15 protein-coding genes are annotated in these 17,608 nt (G+C 50.5%); 13 read left to right on the forward strand and 2 right to left on the reverse strand.

Going from position 1 to position 17,608, the window contains the following annotated elements:
• Positions 1–34: 34 nt before the first annotated feature.
• From I6L54_RS14855 to I6L54_RS14875, 5 genes are all read left to right on the forward strand, one after another.
• Positions 35–1,270, forward strand: a complete 1,236-nt coding sequence (locus I6L54_RS14855; protein WP_005120258.1) for an MFS transporter — start codon at positions 35–37, stop codon at positions 1,268–1,270.
• 21 nt (positions 1,271–1,291) lie between these two features.
• Positions 1,292–2,158, forward strand: coding sequence for a quinate/shikimate dehydrogenase (ydiB, locus tag I6L54_RS14860; protein ID WP_005120260.1), 867 nt, complete (start codon positions 1,292–1,294; stop codon positions 2,156–2,158).
• A gap of 34 nt (positions 2,159–2,192) precedes the next feature.
• Positions 2,193–2,951: a type I 3-dehydroquinate dehydratase gene (gene aroD, locus I6L54_RS14865; protein ID WP_005120262.1), complete on the forward strand. Its 759-nt coding sequence runs from the start codon at positions 2,193–2,195 to the stop codon at positions 2,949–2,951.
• Between the two features lie 156 nt (positions 2,952–3,107).
• Positions 3,108–4,703, forward strand: a complete 1,596-nt coding sequence (locus I6L54_RS14870) for an acyl CoA:acetate/3-ketoacid CoA transferase (RefSeq protein WP_040233723.1) — start codon at positions 3,108–3,110, stop codon at positions 4,701–4,703.
• A 13-nt stretch (positions 4,704–4,716) separates the two neighbouring features.
• A complete protein-coding gene (locus I6L54_RS14875) occupies positions 4,717–5,868 on the forward strand; it encodes an acyl-CoA dehydrogenase (RefSeq protein ID WP_040233722.1) in 1,152 nt (383 codons plus the stop codon).
• Between the two features lie 54 nt (positions 5,869–5,922).
• Here I6L54_RS14875 and I6L54_RS14880 read toward each other — a convergent pair whose 3' ends face one another.
• Positions 5,923–6,813 (reverse strand): AraC family transcriptional regulator, encoded by an 891-nt coding sequence (locus I6L54_RS14880; RefSeq protein ID WP_005120270.1) that lies wholly within the window; start codon positions 6,811–6,813, stop codon positions 5,923–5,925.
• A 509-nt stretch (positions 6,814–7,322) separates the two neighbouring features.
• On the opposite strand from I6L54_RS14880, the gene I6L54_RS14885 reads away from it, so the two are divergent.
• The 5 genes from I6L54_RS14885 to fadK all read left to right on the forward strand — a co-directional run bounded on the left by I6L54_RS14885 (position 7,323) and on the right by fadK (position 12,400).
• Positions 7,323–8,087 carry an electron transfer flavoprotein gene (locus tag I6L54_RS14885; RefSeq protein ID WP_040233719.1) on the forward strand — a complete coding sequence of 255 codons (765 nt, stop codon included), beginning with the start codon at positions 7,323–7,325 and terminating at the stop codon, positions 8,085–8,087.
• 21 nt (positions 8,088–8,108) lie between these two features.
• A complete protein-coding gene (locus tag I6L54_RS14890) occupies positions 8,109–9,044 on the forward strand; it encodes an electron transfer flavoprotein subunit alpha (protein ID WP_005120276.1) in 936 nt (311 codons plus the stop codon).
• A 57-nt stretch (positions 9,045–9,101) separates the two neighbouring features.
• Positions 9,102–10,391, forward strand: coding sequence for an FAD-dependent oxidoreductase (locus I6L54_RS14895; RefSeq protein WP_005120278.1), 1,290 nt, complete (start codon positions 9,102–9,104; stop codon positions 10,389–10,391).
• Entirely contained in the window at positions 10,388–10,681 is a 294-nt protein-coding gene (locus I6L54_RS14900; protein WP_005120280.1) for a ferredoxin family protein, read from the forward strand. Before I6L54_RS14895 ends, I6L54_RS14900 begins: the two co-directional genes overlap by 4 nt.
• A gap of 81 nt (positions 10,682–10,762) precedes the next feature.
• Positions 10,763–12,400, forward strand: coding sequence for a medium-chain fatty-acid--CoA ligase (gene fadK / locus I6L54_RS14905; protein WP_040233717.1), 1,638 nt, complete (start codon positions 10,763–10,765; stop codon positions 12,398–12,400).
• 67 nt (positions 12,401–12,467) lie between these two features.
• Here the strand turns inward: fadK and ppsA are convergent, their stop codons facing one another.
• Positions 12,468–14,846, reverse strand: coding sequence for a phosphoenolpyruvate synthase (ppsA, locus tag I6L54_RS14910; protein WP_005120283.1), 2,379 nt, complete (start codon positions 14,844–14,846; stop codon positions 12,468–12,470).
• Positions 14,847–15,175: 329 nt separating this feature from the next.
• Between ppsA and ppsR the strand changes: the two genes are divergently transcribed.
• The 3 genes from ppsR to hemP all read left to right on the forward strand — a co-directional run bounded on the left by ppsR (position 15,176) and on the right by hemP (position 17,580).
• Positions 15,176–16,009 carry a posphoenolpyruvate synthetase regulatory kinase/phosphorylase PpsR gene (gene ppsR, locus I6L54_RS14915; RefSeq protein ID WP_003030553.1) on the forward strand — a complete coding sequence of 278 codons (834 nt, stop codon included), beginning with the start codon at positions 15,176–15,178 and terminating at the stop codon, positions 16,007–16,009.
• A gap of 126 nt (positions 16,010–16,135) precedes the next feature.
• Positions 16,136–17,182, forward strand: a complete 1,047-nt coding sequence (gene aroH, locus I6L54_RS14920; RefSeq protein ID WP_005120291.1) for a 3-deoxy-7-phosphoheptulonate synthase AroH — start codon at positions 16,136–16,138, stop codon at positions 17,180–17,182.
• A 209-nt stretch (positions 17,183–17,391) separates the two neighbouring features.
• On the forward strand, positions 17,392–17,580 hold the full coding sequence (gene hemP / locus I6L54_RS14925; protein ID WP_040233716.1) for a hemin uptake protein HemP: 189 nt from the start codon (positions 17,392–17,394) through the stop codon (positions 17,578–17,580).
• The last annotated feature ends 28 nt before the right edge of the window (positions 17,581–17,608 follow it).

The following is a 17,608-nucleotide window of genomic DNA, read 5'->3' on the forward strand; positions in this document are numbered from 1 at the left end:
AATAATTTTAAAATCCGCAAGGAGTTGTGAAAAAATGTCTCAGAAAAAGACCTTTAACACGCCATTTCTTCTGGCGATAACCTGTATTTATTTAAGTTATTTTTTACACGGTATTAGCGTCATCACACTGGCGCAAAACATGACATCCCTGGCTGAAAAATTTTCAACCGATAATGCAGGGATTGCCTATCTAATTTCCGGTATTGGTCTTGGTCGACTGGTCAGTATTCTATTCTTTGGCGTTCTCTCAGATAAGTTCGGTCGTCGGGCTATCATTTTGTTAGGCGTTATTCTATATATGCTGTTCTTCTTCGGTATTCCCGCCAGCCCCAATCTGATGATTGCCTTTATTCTCGCGGTATGCGTCGGCGTAGCAAATTCAGCGCTGGATACCGGCGGTTATCCGGCGTTAATGGAATGTTTCCCTAAAGCATCCGGCTCGGCGGTTATTTTGGTTAAAGCCATGGTGTCGTTTGGCCAGATGATTTACCCCATCATCGTCAGTACCATGCTGCTCAACCATGTCTGGTACGGCTATGCGGTCATCATCCCGGGTGTACTGTTCGTGATCATCACCCTGATGCTGTTAAAAAGTCGCTTTCCCAGCCAGATGGTGGACGCGGGTCTCGCCAAAGATCTGCCACAAATGAACAGTAAACCCCTGGTCTGGTTGGAAGGTGTCGCTTCCGTGCTGTTTGGGGTTGCCGCATTCTCAACCTTTTATGTCATCGTGGTCTGGATGCCGAAATATGCTATGGCATTTGCTGGTATGGCAGAAACTGACGCACTAAAAACCATCTCTTACTACAGCATGGGATCGCTGGTCTGCGTATTCATCTTCGCAGCCCTCCTGAAGAAAATGGTTCGCCCCATTTGGGCTAACGTTTTTAATGCTGGTCTGGCAAGCATTACCGCTGCGGTCATTTATTTGTATCCCTCTCCACTGGTTTGTAACGCAGGATCGTTTCTGATTGGCTTCTCTGCTGCTGGCGGTATTTTACAGCTCGGTGTCTCAGTGATGTCGGAGTTTTTCCCGAAGAGCAAAGCCAAAGTCACCAGTGTTTATATGATGATGGGTGGTGTAGCCAACTTTATTATCCCACTGATCACCGGATACCTTTCTAACATCGGCCTGCAATACATCATTTTGCTGGACCTTGCATTTGCTCTGCTGGCATTCACCACCGCCATCATCGTCTTTATTCGCTATTACCGCGTATTTAATATCCCCCAAAATGATGTGCGGTTGGGCGAACGTTATTTTCAATAAATTGTTTAGAAGGAGTATCAAATGGATGTAACTGCAAAATATGAACTGATTGGTCTGATGGCCTACCCTATCAGACACAGTCTGTCCCCTGAAATGCAAAATAAAGCATTAGAAAAAGCGGGTCTGCCTTTTACCTACATGGCATTTGAAGTCGATAACTCAACATTTGCTAATGCAATTGCCGGTTTAAAAGCGTTAAAAATGCGCGGCACCGGGGTTTCCATGCCCAATAAACAGCTGGCCTGTGAATACGTTGATGAATTAACACCTGCCGCCAAACTGGTTGGCGCAATCAACACCATCGTTAATGATGATGGCTACCTGCGTGGTTACAACACCGACGGCACCGGTCATATTCGCGCGATTAAAGAAAGCGGCTTCGATATTAAAGGTAAAACCATGGTACTGTTGGGTGCGGGCGGCGCGTCTACAGCCATTGGCGCTCAGGCAGCCATTGAAGGCATCAAAGAAATTAAGATCTTTAACCGTAAAGATGAGTTCTTTGCAAAGGCGCAGGCATTCGCTAAACGTGTTAATGAAAACACCGACTGCGTTGTCACCGTGATCGACCTTGCCGATCGCCAGGCTTTTGCCGAGGCACTCGCCAGCGCGGATATTTTGACCAACGGCACGAAAGTCGGCATGAAACCGCTGGATAACGAATCTATTGTGACTGACGTTTCCCTGCTTCGCCCGGAACTGCTGGTGACCGAATGTGTGTATAACCCGCATATGACCAGGTTGTTGCAACAAGCACAACATGCCGGTTGCAAAACGATTGATGGTTACGGCATGTTGTTGTGGCAAGGGGCTGAGCAGTTCAAGCTCTGGACCGGGAAAGATTTCCCGCTGGAGTATGTCAAACAGGTTATGGGTTTTGCAGCCTGATGGGCAGTATTTGTGAATAGTTAAAGGGTAATCAATGAAAACCGTAACCGTAAGAAACCTCGTGATTGGCGAGGGTGCGCCGAAGATCATTGTCTCACTGATGGGTAAAGACATCTCAACGGTAAAAAGCGAAGCACTGGCCTATCGCGAAGCGGATTTCGACATCCTGGAATGGCGTGTTGACCATTTCGCAGATGTCGCTTCCATTGACGCAGTACTGGAAGCCGCACGTGCGATCCGTGATGTGATGGCGGATAAACCGTTGCTGTTCACCTTCCGTAGTGCACAGGAAGGGGGTGAACAGGCGCTGTCCGTCGAAAACTATATTGCATTAAACCGCGCAGCAGTGGACAGCGGTCTGGTGGATATGATCGACCTGGAGCTTTTCACCGGTGATGACCTGGTTAAAGCAACCGTCGAGCATGCGCACGCGAAAAATGTCTTCGTTATTATGTCGAACCATGATTTTCACAAGACACCTGCGGCCGATGATATTGTCCAGCGACTGCGTAAAATGCAGGAACTTGGTGCAGATATTCCCAAAATCGCGTTGATGCCGCAAAGCAAAACGGATGTGCTGACATTGCTTAGCGCAACGCTGGAGATGCAGGAACGCTACGCCGACCGCCCAATTATTACCATGTCAATGGCGAAAACCGGTGTGATCTCACGACTGTCCGGCGAAGTTTTCGGCTCAGCGGCGACGTTTGGTGCGGTGAAAAAAGCCTCGGCCCCAGGACAAATCTCCGTAACCGATCTACGCACCGTTCTGACAATATTACACCAGGCTTAATAGCCGAATATTTTTAAATTGCAATAAATAATGCCCTGCCCCAGATATTCGTTTTACCACGAATATCTGGCAGACGATTAAATATTTTCAAATAGCACAAAACACTATTATCGAATATAGCGATAGGCATTCGCACGAATATAACCTGGAGTTTATATGAAACTTTCAAGACCAACACGTCTAAATGGTCGGGTACCGGTATTATCTGCAGCTGACGCAATTGATTATATTCCGGATGAAGCCACCCTCTGCGTATTAGGCGCTGGCGGTGGGATACTTGAAGCCACAACATTAATTAATGCATTAGCCGAGAAATATAAAAATTGCCAATCCCCACGTAATTTGTCGCTAATTAGCCCGACAGGACTGGGCGACCGCGCAGACCGGGGTATTAGTCCATTGGCACAGGAAGGTTTAGTTAAATGGGCGTTGTGCGGCCACTGGGGACAATCCCCACGTATATCCGACCTTGCGGAACAAAATAAAATTGCCGCCTACAACTATCCACAAGGCGTATTAACTCAAACCCTGCGAGCCTCTGCGGCCCATCAGCCAGGTATTTTGAGTGATATCGGTATTGGCACGTTTGTCGATCCCCGCCAACAAGGTGGCAAACTCAATGAAGTGACCACCGAGGATCTAATCAAACTGGTAGAAATTGATAACAGAGAGTATCTCTACTACAAAGCCATTGCGCCGAATATCGCCTTTATTCGCGCCACCACCTGTGATAGCGAAGGCTACGCCACCTTTGAAGATGAAGTGATGTATCTCGATGCGCTGGTCATCGCGCAGGCCGTGCATAACAACGGCGGCATCGTCATGATGCAGGTACAAAAAATGGTGAAGAAAGCCACACTGCACCCTAAAGCCGTGCGGATCCCTGGCTATCTGGTGGATATCGTCGTTATCGATCCTGAACAGACTCAGCTGTATGGCGGAGCGCCGGTTAACCGCTTTATTTCAGGCGATTTCATCCTTGATGACAGCCTGCAAACTGCCCTACCGCTTAACCAACGTAAACTGGTAGCCAGACGTGCGCTGTTCGAAATGCGCAAAGGTGCAGTGGGTAACGTTGGCGTTGGAATTGCCGATGGTATTGGTCTCGTCGCGCGTGAAGAAGGCTGCGCCGATGATTTCATACTGACGGTTGAAACCGGGCCAATCGGCGGTATTACCTCGCAGGGCATCGCTTTTGGAGCCAACGTCAACACCCGCGCTATTCTGGACATGACCTCCCAGTTTGACTTCTACCACGGTGGCGGCCTGGATGTGTGCTATTTAAGTTTCGCCGAAGTCGATCAGCACGGCAACGTCGGTGTGCATAAATTCAATGGCAAGATCATGGGCACTGGCGGTTTTATTGATATAAGCGCCACCTCGAAGAAAATTATTTTCTGCGGCACCCTGACAGCCGGAAGTCTGAAAACAGATGTTGCCAACGGCAAATTGAATATCGTGCAGGAAGGTCGGGTGAAGAAATTCGTTAGCGAATTACCTGAAATTACCTTCAGTGGAAAAATTGCCCTCGAACGTGGACTGGATGTGCGTTACATCACCGAGCGCGCCGTATTTACGTTAAAAGAAGATGGTCTCCATTTAGTGGAAATTGCCCCAGGTGTTTCTGTACAAGAAGACATTTTGGACAAAATGGAATTCACCCCCGTTATTTCTCCAGACCTGAAACTGATGGACGAAAGATTATTTATCGATGCCACGATGGGTTTTGTTTTGCCCGACGCCACCAATTAAAAGGAGTACCCTGATGGACTTTTCATTAACTGAAGAACAAGAACTGCTGCTTGCCAGCATTCGGGAACTGATCACCAGTAATTTCCCGGAAGAATATTTCCGCACCTGCGATCAAACCTCCACCTACCCTAAAGAATTTATGCGCGCGCTTGCGGATAACGGCATTTCGATGCTGGGCGTTCCGGAAGAGTTCGGTGGCATTCCGGCAGATTACGTCACGCAAATGCTGGCGCTGATGGAGGTCTCAAAATGTGGTGCGCCTGCCTTTCTGATCACTAACGGTCAGTGTATCCACAGTATGCGCCGTTTTGGCTCCGCGGAGCAACTACGTAAAACCGCTGAAAGCACCATGGAAACGGGCGATCCGGCCTATGCGCTGGCGTTAACCGAACCGGGAGCTGGCTCAGATAACAACAGCGCCACCACCAGCTACACCCGCAAAAACGGCAAGGTGTACCTTAACGGGCAAAAAACCTTTATTACCGGTGCCAAAGAGTACCCTTATATGCTGGTCCTGGCTCGCGATCCCGAGCCGAAAGATCCGAAGAAAGCCTTTACCCTGTGGTGGGTGGATTCGAAGAAACCCGGCATCAAAGTTAATCCGCTGCACAAAATCGGCTGGCACATGTTAAGTACCTGCGAAGTCTATCTTGATGACGTTGAAGTTGACGAAAGTGATATGGTCGGCGAAGAGGGTATGGGCTTCCTCAACGTGATGTACAATTTCGAAATGGAGCGATTGATCAACGCAGCACGCAGCACCGGCTTTGCCGAATGCGCTTTCGAGGATGCCGCACGTTACGCCAACCAGCGTATCGCCTTTGGCAAACCGATTGGTCATAACCAGATGATCCAGGAAAAACTGGCGCTGATGGCGGTTAAAATCGAAAACATGCGCAATATGGTATTGAAAGTCGCCTGGCAGGCCGATCAGGAACAATCACTGCGTACCAGTGCGGCGCTGGCAAAACTGTACTGTGCGCGCACAGCGATGGAAGTTATCGACGACGCAATTCAGATAATGGGTGGTCTGGGTTATACCGATGAAGCCCGTGTATCCCGGTTCTGGCGTGATGTGCGCTGCGAACGCATTGGCGGTGGCACCGATGAAATCATGATCTACGTCGCCGGACGTCAGATCCTGAAAGATTATCAAAACAAGTAAGCCGTTCTGTCATCCGGATAGCGGATAAACGCTATCCGGACTTACGCCAGAAAATCAGACTTCCGGCTGCAGGCAGTCCTGCTCAGTCAGATTATTTTTAAACTGCTTACGATAATCGCTGGGAGTACAGCCTACGTGTCGCTGAAAGAGTTTGGCAAAGTGATCAACATTTTCATACCCTACCCGCCACGAGATTTCCGCTAACGACGCTTCCGTATTCGTCAGCGAAAATTTTGCCTCCGTCATCCGCCGTTGAATAACATAATTAATCGGCGAAATACGATATTCTTTAGTGAATTCGTGACAGATATAACTCACACTGGCTCGAAATTTTTTAGACAACTGATCAAGTGTGATTTTTTCGCGAAAGTTGTTATTCAAATACACCAGAACATCTTTAATTAACACGTCTTTTTTAATATACCCCTGCTCCGAACGATAAGCATTTTTAAAGTTTTCGTAATACAAGACGGTTAATGCGTAGGCAAAGGCATCATAGGCAGAGGATGACAGATTATTTTTACACTGCGGTATCATAATACTCAGTTCATTAAAAATACTCTTAATAACCTCCTTTCCCTGGCTGACGCTGATGACCGGACACGAATGTAACTGCAACAACTGATTGTCCTGCCAACCATTGAAACGAAAACCATCCAGTGCACAGGTGTAGGTCGTGGCAGGCGCGCTGCTATCCGAGGCGACGGTATGTAACCGCCCTTGTTCTATCACCACAATATCCCCGGCGTGAGCGACGTACAGTGAAGAATCAATGATTAATCGCGCGACACCTTTTTTGACATAGATAAGCTCTGTTTCATTGTCATGAACATGGTGACCAGACTCCCAGTTAGGATCATCACTGATGACGAATCGCGAAAATCTGGGGGTCTTCCCCTGCTCAAAAAGGGTTTCCATGGCATTATCAAAACATCGTTGATACATGACAGCCTCCACCTTTAGATGGTAAATATGCGGAAAATTAATAGTGTTAAATGATAACGATTAACCACGTTATACAACGATATTCTGTCCAAGCGAAACAAAATTATTTGCGTCATCTGCAAGATGACACTTCTTGCTCAAGAACGCTGTTAGCATGCGTTATTTACGTTTTATCCTAATTGAAAAGAATAAATGTTATTAATTCAACATTAACAATTTACATATCAGAAACAAATGCGGGCAAATATCGCTTAAAAATAGGATGCGTTTCTCAATCACACCCTCATTTACTGTTTTCACTGTGTAATCTCGCGTACACAATCTTTACCCCTCGCTTAGAACCCCCGCATCTCCGTTGCATATTTTTCTGCAAGATTGTTGGGAATGAAAACAGATTGCCCCGTCGAAAACAGGCTCCACTCTGCCGCACACTATTTTCAGTCAAATTTTCCCTACTGCCGATAATGACGCGCACCGTCATTATCCGAACGTGACTCACTGGAGATGCCATGAAAATAATAACCTGCTTTAAGTTGGTGCCTGAAGAACAGGACATTGTTGTTACCCCAGAGCGCTCGCTTAACTTTGATCGGGCCGATGCCAAAATCAGTCAATTTGATCTGAATGCGATTGAAGCCGCCACACAACTTACCGCTGAAGGCGATGAGATTGTCGCCTTAACGGTGGGCGGCTCCTTGTTGCAAAACTCTAAAGTACGTAAAGACGTGCTGTCCCGCGGTCCGGATAGCCTGTTTATGGTGCAGGATCCACAGCTGGAGCACGCGCTGCCGCGCGATACCGCCCAGGCACTGGCTTGTGCGGCTAAAAAAATTGAATTCGATCTGATGCTGTTCGGGGAAGGGTCCGGCGATGTCTACGCACAACAGGTCGGTTTACTGGTTGGTGAGCTCCTGCAGCTTCCCGTGATTAACGCGGTAAGCCACATCCAACGTAACGGCGAGCGCATTGTGGTTGAACGTACACTGGAAGACGAAGTTGAAGTGATTGAACTGCCGCTCCCCGCCGTGCTGTGCGTAACCTCAGATATCAATACACCGCGGATTCCGTCAATGAAAGCCATTCTTGGTGCCGGCAAGAAAACCGTCACCCACTGGCAGGCCAGCGATATTGGCTGGACGCCAGCGTCACCGCTGGCGGAATTAGTCAGCCTTAGCGTTCCACCACAGACCGAACGTAAGCACATCATTCTGGAAAATGACTCAGCAGAAGCCATTGCCGAACTGGCCGAACATCTGAAAAAAGCCCTGAACTAAGCCCAACGGAGAACAATCATCATGAGTAAATTAGCCAACGTATGGGTGTTTAGCGATAACGTAGAACGCTATGCGGAATTAATGACCGGTGCCCGCCAGTGGGGCGAGCAGGTACACCTTATTGTGCAGGGCAACGAACAGGCCGATCAGCTGAAAGCGCTGGGTGCCGATGACATCATCGTGCTCGAACACGCCAGTGGACTGCAGCGTGTTGAAAACTACGCCGAGACTGTCTCAGCCTTACTGCAAGCGCACACCGGCCTGTTGCTGATGCCTGCGTCTAAACGCGCAAAATCACTGGGCGCGCGGTTAAGCATGCAACTCAATGCGGCGATGGTAAACGACGCCACATCGGTCACTCTCGATGCAGGTGCGCTGTTTGCAGAACACCGTATGTATGGCGGCCTGGCATTCGGTAAAGAAAAACTGAATAGCGCGCTGGCGATTATCACGCTTGCCCCTGGCATGTTTGAACCAGTAGAAGCCCATCCTGCGCACACTTGCCCTGTCGTCTCAGCACCGTATATCACGCCACTTCATGAGATTGTTTGCCAGGAACGTCGGGCCAAATCCCTCAGCAGCGTGGATCTCAGCAAAGCTAAACGTGTGGTTGGCGTCGGTCGTGGCCTGGTGGCCGAGAGCGATCTGCAGATGGTACGCAATCTTGCCGCCGTTCTGGGTGCCGAAGTGGGTTGTTCACGCCCTATTGCCGAAGGTGAAAACTGGATGGAGCGCGAACGCTATATTGGCGTTTCCGGGGTGCTATTGAAATCAGATTTGTACCTGACACTGGGCATCTCAGGGCAAATTCAACATATGGTCGGCGGGAACGGCGCGAAGATCATCGTCGCCATCAATAAAGATAAAAAAGCCCCGATCTTCAACTACGCCGATTACGGTCTGGTTGGTGACATTTACAAAGTCGTCCCGACCCTTATCGAACAGCTCAGTCGCTAACGGCCACATTTAACGCACATATCCCGCTGCATTCGCGGCGGGAAAGGAGCAAAGAACATGTCAGATGAAAAATTTGATGCCATTGTGGTCGGTGCTGGCGTGGCGGGTGCGGTAGCAGGTTACGTGATGGCCCAGGCTGGGCTGGACGTGCTGGTTATTGAGCGCGGAAACAGTGCTGGCAGCAAAAACATGACCGGAGGACGACTCTACACGCATAGCCTGGAGCACATTATGCCCGGCTTTGCAGAGGAGGCCCCTGTCGAACGGAAAGTGACCCGCGAAAAAATCTCTTTCCTGACTGAAGAAAGTGCTGTCACCCTCGATTTCCATCGTGAAAAAGAAAATACCCCAGCGCAGGACTCCTATACCGTATTGCGCAACAGACTCGATCCCTGGTTGATGGAAAAAGCTGAACAGGCCGGGGCTCAGTTTATTCCGGGCGTTCGCGTCGATTCCCTGATCCGGGAAGGCAACAAAGTCACTGGCGTGCAGGCGGGTGACGATATCCTGGAGGCCAATATCGTTATCCTTGCTGATGGTGTCAATTCCATGCTGGGACGTTCACTGGGAATGGTACCGCCCTCTTCAGCACATCATTATGCCGTTGGCGTGAAAGAACTGATCGGCCTGCCGCCAGCAGTCATTGCAGATCGTTTTAATCTATCAGGAAATGAAGGTGCCGCCTGGTTGTTTGCCGGTTCGCCATCTAATGGCCTGATGGGCGGAGGTTTCCTGTACACCAACAAAGACTCCGTTTCTCTGGGACTGGTATGTGGTCTGGGCGATATCGGGCATGCGACAAAAAGCATTCCGCAAATGCTGGAAGATTTTAAACAGCACCCCACTATTCGCCCACTGATCGCCGACGGTGAATTGCTGGAGTATTCCGCGCACATGGTGCCGGAAGGCGGCCTGGCGATGGTACCGAAGCTGGTTGATGACGGGGTGATGATCGTCGGCGATGCCGCGGGTTTTTGTCTGAACCTGGGCTACACCGTGCGTGGCATGGATTTGGCGATAGCCTCCGCAGAAGCCGCAGCACAGACGGCCATTGCGGCAAAAGAACGCCAGGATTATTCAGCCAACAGCCTGATGGACTACAAACGCACCCTTGCACAGGGTTGTGTGATGCGTGATTTACAGCATTTCCGTAAGATCCCCGCGCTAATGGAAAACCCACGCCTGTTCACCCAGTATCCCCGTATGGTGGCCGATATCATGAGCGATATGTTCACCGTTGATGGCAGCCCAAACCAGCCAATTCGCAAGACCATTTTATCCCACGCGAAGCAGATTGGGCTGATAAATTTACTGAAAGACGGCATCAAGGGAGCAACCGCACTATGAGTCAGGACAACACCGTAAATGTTGACGTCAAACTGGGCGTTAACAAATTCAATGTCGATGAGGGGCATCCGCACATCATCCTTGCCGAACATCCTGACATGACAGAATTTCGCAAACTGCTGAATGCCTGCCCCGCTGGACTGTATAAACAGGACGAAAGTGGAAATATTCATTTTGATTCCGCAGGCTGCCTGGAATGTGGTACCTGCCGGGTGCTGTGCGGTTCCACTATCCTCGAACAATGGGAATACCCGGCTGGAACATTTGGTGTGGATTTCCGTTACGGCTAACACGTATCGCCTGTTGTACGCCGGAGACAGCACTTCTGTTATCCGGCAGGACGTGTACCGAAATTATCCAGGGAATAACTCATGAGTGTCACATTAACGTTTAATGCCGAACGTCGGGAAGCTTATCGACAACAAGGGTTTTGGGGGGATGCATCGCTGGGTGATTACTGGAGCCAAACCGCCCATGCGATGCCGGATAAAATCGCTGTGGTCGATAATCACGGCGATTCATACACCTACGCCGCGCTCGACAGTGCGGCCAGCCGTCTGGCGACCTGGTTGTTAGCCTGCGGAATCCAGCCAGGTGACCGCGTCGCCTTTCAACTGCCCGGCTGGTGTGAATTTACCCTTATCTACCTGGCCTGTCTGAAAACCGGGGTGGTTTCCGTACCACTACTTCCTGCCTGGCGCGAAGCCGAGCTGGTATGGGTACTGAACAAATGCCAGGCAAAGATATTTTTCGCACCTACGCTGTTTAAACAAACCCGGCCGGTAGATCTGATCCTGCCCTTGCAAAACCAGCTGCCGCATCTGCAACAGATTGTTGCCGTCGATAAGCTGGCACCCGCGACAGACTCATTGCCACTCAGCCAGCTTCTTTTATCACCACCATTAACCCGGCCAATTAGTGTGCATGCCGATGAGCTGGCTGCGGTGCTGTTTACCTCCGGAACAGAGGGGATGCCCAAAGGGGTAATGCTGACCCACAACAACATCCTGGCCAGTGAACGCGCCTATTGTGCCCGTCTTAATCTCACCTGGCTGGATGTATTTTTAATGCCCGCGCCACTTGGCCATGCTACCGGTTTTTTACATGGCGTGACCGCACCGTTTTTAATTGGCGCACGCAGCGTATTGTTAGATATTTTCACCCCAGCCGCCTGTCTCGAATTGCTGGTACAACAGCGCTGTACCTGCGTACTCGGCGCCACACCGTTCGTCTATGACATGCTGTGTAGCGTGGAAAAACATCCCTACGATCTCTCGTCGTTACGCTTTTTCTTATGCGGCGGCACCACTATTCCGAAAAAAATAGCCCGCGATTGTCAGCAGCTCGGCATTAAACTTTTAAGCGTCTATGGCTCAACAGAAAGCTCGCCGCACGCGGTGGTCAATCTGGATGATTCGCTTTCCCGCATGATGAACACCGACGGATATGCCGCAGCCGGCGTGGAAATTAAAGTCGTCGATGAGGCACGTAACACGTTGCCTGCGGGTATGGAAGGAGAAGAGGCATCCCGCGGGCCCAATGTTTTTATGGGCTACCTTGATGAACCTGAACTCACCGCCCGTGCGCTGGATAATGACGGCTGGTATTACAGCGGCGATTTGTGCCGGATGGACGATGCGGGGTACATCAAAATCACCGGACGGAAAAAAGATATCATTGTCCGCGGTGGAGAAAACATCAGCAGCCGCGAAGTTGAGGATATTTTATTGCAGCACCCCCGCATTCACGATGCCTGCGTTGTCGCGATGCCAGACGTACGCTTAGGTGAAAGGTCATGTGCCTATGTGGTGCTAAAACCGCCGCACCATTCGCTGTCACTGGAGTCAGTGGTAGCCTTTTTTAGTCGCAAGCGGGTGGCAAAGTACAAATACCCTGAGCACATTGTGATTGTGGAGAAATTACCGCGCACAGCGTCCGGTAAAGTACAAAAATACCAACTGCGTCAGGATATTATTCAGCGTTTGAGCGCGGAGAGTGTTGCAGGATAAAGTGCCGGATGGCGACGCTAGCGCATCTTATCCGGCCTACGTTGAATAGGCCGGATAAGGCATGATGTTACTTGTTCAGTTCAGCCAGACTTAGCCAGGTCTGTACGACAGTGTCCGGGTTCAGCGACAGGCTGTCGATCCCCTCTTCCATCAGCCAGGCCGCAAAGTCTTCATGGTCAGATGGGCCCTGACCGCAAATACCCACGTATTTGCCCTGTTTCTTGGCTGCACGAATCGCCATCGACAGCAGCGCTTTCACCGCGTCGTTACGCTCATCAAACAGTTCAGAAACCACACCAGAGTCACGGTCCAGCCCCAACGCCAGCTGTGTCATGTCGTTAGACCCGATAGAGAAGCCGTCGAAATATTCGAGGAACTGTTCAGCCAGCAAGGCGTTGGATGGGATCTCACACATCATGATTACCTTCAGCCCGTTCTCGCCGCGCTTCAGCCCCTGACGTGCCAGCTCTTCCACGACCGCTTTCGCCTGGGCAACGGTACGAACAAACGGTACCATTACTTCCACGTTAGTCAGCCCCATGTCGTTACGGACGCGTTTTACGGCATCACATTCCAGCGCAAAACAGTCACGGAAGCTATCCGCAACATAGCGCCCCGCACCACGGAAGCCCAACATCGGGTTCTCTTCATGCGGTTCATAACGCTCACCGCCGACGAGGTTGGCATATTCGTTGGACTTAAAGTCCGACATGCGCACGATGACGCGCTTTGGATAAAACGCCGCACCCAGCGTCGCAATCCCTTCCGTCAGACGACCCACGTAGAATTCACGCGGTGAATCAAACCCTTTCATCATCGCGCGGATTTCGTTTTGCAGTTCCGGCGTTTGATCATCGAATTCCAGCAGTGCACGTGGGTGCACGCCAATCATACGGTTGATAATAAATTCGAGACGCGCCAGGCCGACACCTTCGTTTGGCAGACAAGCGAAGTCAAAAGCACGATCCGGGTTACCGACGTTCATCATCACCTTCAACGGCAGATCCGGCATGGTTTCCACGCTGGAGCTCTTCACGCTGAAGTCCAGCATGTCGGCATACACGTAGCCGGTGTCGCCTTCCGCACAGGAGACTGTGACTTTCTCGCCGTCTTTCATGCGTTCGGTCGCATCGCCACAGCCAACAACCGCCGGAATTCCCAGTTCACGGGCAATAATCGCCGCATGACAGGTACGACCGCCGCGGTTGGTGACGATCGCCGCCGCTTTTTTCATGATCGGTTCCCAGTCCGGGTCGGTCATGTCGGTAACCAGCACATCGCCTGGCTCGATACGGTTCATTTCGCTGATGTCATGAATGACTTTTACCGGGCCAGCCCCGATGCGGTGACCGATGGCGCGACCTTCAGCAATAATTTTACCCTGCGCATGCAGCGTATAACGCTCCATCACCTGGCCGCGAGAACGTACGGTTTCCGGACGAGCCTGTACAATGAACAGCTTGCCGGTATGACCGTCTTTAGCCCATTCGATGTCCATCGGACGACCGTAGTGCTTCTCGATTTGCACCGCCTGCTTCGCCAGCTCCTGCACTTCCTCGTTGCTCAGTGAGAAAATGTCACGTTGCGCCTGCGGAACGTCTTCAATGGTAACCTGCTTGCCATGCTCCTGAGTCGGCGCATAAACCATGCGGATTTTCTTAGAGCCCATTGTACGACGCACGATTGACGGACGGTTGGCCGCCAGGGTCGGTTTGTGCACGTAGAATTCATCCGGGTTCACTGCCCCCTGCACCACCATCTCACCCAGCCCCCACGCGGAGGTGATAAACACCACCTGATCGAAGCCGGATTCGGTATCAATGGAGAACATGACGCCGGAAGACGCCAGGTCAGAGCGCACCATCCGCTGCACACCCGCAGAGAGCGCCACACCACGATGGTCATAGCCCTGATGGACACGATAAGAAATCGCACGATCGTTAAACAGCGAGGCAAATACGTGTTTGACAGCGACCAGTACCGCATCAAACCCCTGGACGTTGAGGAAAGTTTCCTGCTGGCCCGCGAATGACGCATCTGGCATATCTTCTGCGGTAGCGGAGGAACGCACGGCAAAAGAAGCATTGGCATCGTCCGCTGACAGCTGCGCGTAGGCATCGCGGACGGCATTTTCCAGTTCAGGCTGGAAAGGAGTGTCGATAATCCACTGGCGGATCTGCGCGCCGGCTTTTGCAAGCTCGGTGACATCGTCAATATCCGTTTTATCCAGCAGCTCATAAATGCGCTGGTTTACGCCGCTTTGGTCCAGAAACTGGTTAAACGCATCGGCGGTCGTTGCAAAACCATTCGGTACGGATACGCCCATACCTGAAAGGTTAGTAATCATTTCACCCAGGGAGGCATTTTTGCCCCCAACTCTGTCTACATCATTCATGCCGAGTTGGTTATACCAAAGCACCAGCGGTGACGAGCCATTGTTGGACATCGAACAATCCTTATATATGAACGAGGTTAGGAAACTCAATTTTGCGTAATTATCTTGGCATATTTACTCCAGCGAAAAAAACGGTGAATCGTTCAAGCAACTTTATTTTTTATTTTTTCAGATTCTTTCCGCATTTGCGCAAACCCGCGAACGGCACGGGATCACCACAAAATCAGTCGGTATAAACATTTGTTCCGAAAAATGAAATGTACTTTTCATTAAATATAAAAATACTGTTTCACTTTATAAAAGTGATGCAGCAATATTCGCTTCTGACGAATTTTAATTTATGCTTTCAGAGAATTATGTCTGCCCCCAGGATGCGCAAAATGGATAATGCTGTTGATCGTCATGTATTTTATATTTCTGATGGCACAGCCATCACCGCAGAGGTATTGGGTCACGCGGTAATGTCACAATTTCCGGTCACGATCAGCAGCATTACGCTGCCGTTTGTGGAAAATGAGAGCCGTGCTCGTGCGGTTAAAGACCAGATTGATGCCATTTATCAACAAACGGGTGTGCGTCCTCTGGTGTTCTACTCCATCGTATTGCCGGAAATTCGCTCGATCATTTTACAAAGTGAGGGTTTTTGCCAGGACATCGTCCAGGCACTGGTCGCCCCGCTGCAACATGAGATGAAACTCGACCCCACACCGATCGCGCATCGCACGCACGGCCTGAATCCTGGCAACCTCAACAAGTACGATGCGCGTATTGCCGCCATTGATTATACCCTCGCGCATGACGACGGTATCTCGTTGCGCAACCTTGATCAGGCGCAGGTGATCCTGCTTGGCGTTTCCCGCTGCGGAAAAACGCCTACCAGCTTATACCTGGCAATGCAGTTTGGTATCCGGGCCGCTAACTACCCCTTTATTGCCGATGATATGGATAATCTGGTGCTGCCCGCCTCTCTGAAGCCGTTGCAGCATAAATTATTCGGCCTGACCATCGACCCTGAGCGCCTGGCGGCGATCCGCGAAGAGCGCCGTGAAAACAGTCGCTACGCTTCGCTGCGCCAGTGCCGAATGGAAGTTGCCGAAGTAGAGGCGCTGTACCGGAAAAATCAAATTCCGTGGTTGAACAGTACCAATTATTCAGTAGAAGAAATTGCCACCAAGATCCTCGACATCATGGGGCTGAATCGCCGTATGTACTAGAATGCTAGTGCATTGGTTCGATTTTTTGTTATTATGCTCGCCACCAGGCAGGATGAGTGTGATATTGTGATGTACATCACTTCCCGGTAGTCCTGCCGTTGAAGCAACAAATTTCTGAGATAAGTAATGAACAGAACCGATGAACTCCGTACTGCGCGTATTGACAACCTGGTCACTCCAGCAGAGCTTGCGCAACGGCATCCTGTTTCGTCCTCCGTCGCCCGCCATGTTACGGATTCCCGACGTCGGATAGAAAAAATCTTGAATGGTGAAGATCCTCGCTTGCTGGTCATCGTTGGACCATGCTCGATTCACGATCTCGATGCCGCCATGGAATACGCCACGCGTTTGCAGGCACTGCGCACTAAACACCAGGCACGTCTGGAAATCGTGATGCGTACCTATTTTGAAAAACCGCGTACCGTCGTGGGCTGGAAAGGCCTCATTTCCGACCCGGATTTGAATGGCAGCTATCGTGTAAATCATGGTATTGAGCTGGCACGTAAACTGCTGTTACAGGTCAACGAACTGGGTGTACCGACGGCCACTGAATTCCTCGATATGGTGACAGGTCAGTTTATTGCTGATCTGATCAGTTGGGGCGCAATTGGCGCACGCACCACAGAGAGCCAAATTCACCGTGAAATGGCTTCCGCGCTCTCCTGCCCTGTCGGGTTCAAAAACGGGACAGATGGCAATACACGTATCGCCGTCGATGCTATTCGCGCGTCACGCGCCAGCCACATGTTCCTCTCACCGGATAAAACCGGGCAGATGACTATCTATCAGACCAGCGGCAACCCTTATGGTCATATCATCATGCGCGGTGGTAAAAAGCCGAACTACTCTGCCGAAGATATTGCCGCTGCCTGCGATACGCTGCACGAATTCTCTCTGCCGGAGCATCTGGTGGTGGATTTCAGCCATGGCAATTGCCAGAAGCAACATCGCCGTCAGTTAGAAGTGTGCGATGACGTCTGTCAGCAGATTCGCAATGGTTCGACGGCAATAGCCGGGATCATGGCGGAAAGTTTCTTACGCGAAGGTACGCAAAAAATCGTCAGCGGCCAGCCACTGGTTTATGGTCAGTCAATCACCGATCCCTGCCTGAACTGGGAAGATACGGAACTGCTGGTCGAAAAACTCGCCGCGGCGGTAGACAGTCGATTCTAAAATCATGCCCGGGCGGCGGTTTCGCCTGACCCGACCTACGGTTCGTGCCCATCCAGGCCCGGTCAGCGTAATGTGACCGGGCTTTTTTAATGCAGCGCAATCCCGCAAATTTGATCCCGTCACAATTATTTCACAAAAAGGCTTGATGCAAATTCTCAGTTTATTGATAATGATTATCATTGTTACATTGATTGTTATTTTTAAACACTATGTCACGTATGGATAACACTACAGCAACGCCTGCAAAAGAAAAAACACACCCTTCTGTCACGCCTGACGAACGTCGGATTGACAGTAAAAGCCTGCTGGGAAATGAAGGACGAGTGATCATAGAACATGATGGTCAGCACTACTTGCTGCGCCAGACCCAAGCCGGAAAACTCATTCTGACCAAATAAACAACACCTTTCGCCAGCCACCCAGGTG

The sequence above is a fragment of the Citrobacter pasteurii genome, from assembly GCF_019047765.1.
In the GTDB taxonomy this organism is placed as follows: domain Bacteria; phylum Pseudomonadota; class Gammaproteobacteria; order Enterobacterales; family Enterobacteriaceae; genus Citrobacter; species Citrobacter pasteurii.

Coding starts and splice junctions, on each gene's coding strand:
- ydiB (WP_005120260.1), top strand. CDS start 1,292: ATGGATGTAACTGCAAAATATGAACTGATTGGTCTGATGGCCTACCCT.
- fadK (WP_040233717.1), top strand. CDS start 10,763: ATGAGTGTCACATTAACGTTTAATGCCGAACGTCGGGAAGCTTATCGA.
- ppsR (WP_003030553.1), top strand. CDS start 15,176: ATGGATAATGCTGTTGATCGTCATGTATTTTATATTTCTGATGGCACA.
- aroD (WP_005120262.1), top strand. CDS start 2,193: ATGAAAACCGTAACCGTAAGAAACCTCGTGATTGGCGAGGGTGCGCCG.
- I6L54_RS14895 (WP_005120278.1), top strand. CDS start 9,102: ATGTCAGATGAAAAATTTGATGCCATTGTGGTCGGTGCTGGCGTGGCG.
- aroH (WP_005120291.1), top strand. CDS start 16,136: ATGAACAGAACCGATGAACTCCGTACTGCGCGTATTGACAACCTGGTC.
- hemP (WP_040233716.1), top strand. CDS start 17,392: ATGTCACGTATGGATAACACTACAGCAACGCCTGCAAAAGAAAAAACA.
- I6L54_RS14880 (WP_005120270.1), bottom strand. CDS start 6,813: ATGTATCAACGATGTTTTGATAATGCCATGGAAACCCTTTTTGAGCAG.
- ppsA (WP_005120283.1), bottom strand. CDS start 14,846: ATGTCCAACAATGGCTCGTCACCGCTGGTGCTTTGGTATAACCAACTC.
- I6L54_RS14855 (WP_005120258.1), top strand. CDS start 35: ATGTCTCAGAAAAAGACCTTTAACACGCCATTTCTTCTGGCGATAACC.
- I6L54_RS14875 (WP_040233722.1), top strand. CDS start 4,717: ATGGACTTTTCATTAACTGAAGAACAAGAACTGCTGCTTGCCAGCATT.
- I6L54_RS14900 (WP_005120280.1), top strand. CDS start 10,388: ATGAGTCAGGACAACACCGTAAATGTTGACGTCAAACTGGGCGTTAAC.
- I6L54_RS14890 (WP_005120276.1), top strand. CDS start 8,109: ATGAGTAAATTAGCCAACGTATGGGTGTTTAGCGATAACGTAGAACGC.
- I6L54_RS14885 (WP_040233719.1), top strand. CDS start 7,323: ATGAAAATAATAACCTGCTTTAAGTTGGTGCCTGAAGAACAGGACATT.
- I6L54_RS14870 (WP_040233723.1), top strand. CDS start 3,108: ATGAAACTTTCAAGACCAACACGTCTAAATGGTCGGGTACCGGTATTA.